Source organism: Barnesiella sp. CU968 (assembly GCF_905219685.1).
Lineage (GTDB): Bacteria > Bacteroidota > Bacteroidia > Bacteroidales > Muribaculaceae > Lepagella > Lepagella muris_A.
On sequence record NZ_CAJMXD010000589.1, the window covers coordinates 1 to 1,132 of the forward strand.

The 1,132-nt window shown below is 45.7% G+C and carries 1 protein-coding gene; it reads right to left on the reverse strand.

Annotated features, from left to right (window positions below):
* Positions 1–10: 10 nt before the first annotated feature.
* Positions 11–1,132 (reverse strand): chitobiase/beta-hexosaminidase C-terminal domain-containing protein (locus JX312_RS13895; RefSeq protein WP_204458517.1); only part of this gene is annotated, 1,122 nt, incomplete at its 5' end.

Here is a 1,132-nt window from a genome sequence, read left to right on the forward strand (position 1 = left end):
GATTGCTCAGTTATTTAATGACGCGCTTTTCAACTTTGTTGCCCTGTTTCACAATGTAGAGACCCTTCTCCGGGCTGGCTACTCGTACACCCTGCAGATTGTAATACTCCACGGGTGCGTTCTCGTCAGCCTCGATGCCGGCGACTCCGCTGCCGCTTTCGTTTTCTTTGTAAATGACATATATCTGATCTATATATGTGCCTCCGGCAAATGTAATCGCAGAAAGTTCGTTGTCACCTGCTTTCCATATCGCGTTGGCTTTGTTTATAGGGGATAATGCGAATGTCCCTTTTTCTCCATCTGCCAGCTTCAAGGGTGTCTCGGTGTCTGCGATGTTTGATCCTACGATAACAACGTTTGATAATGTGCATCCCTCCGGAACTGTAGCAGTAAACGTGTTGGCGGCATCATTCGGTCTGTATTCAACAACGTTGCCGAAAGTCCATGACTTGAAAATCTGAGTCTGTTTGTCTCCGACATCCTTGAATGAGAGAAGAGAACCGCTTGCTCCGGCAAGTTCCACACCGTTCATGTTTATCCACATGTTGCAGGGTTCTGTATCTGTATCCTTTTTAAGGAAATCCGTCGCCTTGAATTCAGAACCGTCTTTCTTGGTCAATGACTCCCAGTTGCTCATATCGAATTCGTCTACTTTAGTACCGGCAGGAATCTGAGAATACTCTGCATAGAATGGGAAACTTTCCACTCCGTCCTTGACAGCTATTGCGCGAAGAACACAATCTTCGGTCAGTTTGAAAGGAGAAGAGTATTTTGTCGAAGAAGTTGTGGGAACTGAGCCGTCAAGCGTATAGTAAATATCCGCGCCTGTATCTGAATTGAGAACAAGCTCTTCATCAGCCGCTACAAAAGGCTTGCGTGCAGAGCAATCAGGCATTGAAGGCTGGGCGAGTGTCCCTTCGTATTCAACTTCAATGTAAAAGCAGCGGAGCTGTCCTGTTGGCTGTAGTACCATTGCCTCAGCCGAATTCAATTCAGCGAAAAGGATTATATTCTCCACATTCGAAACATCCATCTTTGTGTCTTCTGCATTCTTTGTGAAAGGGTATACATAATTGCCCGGAGTAGTTTTAGCTGTAAACCTCTGGCTTCTGATTTTAATGCCTTTCATGGG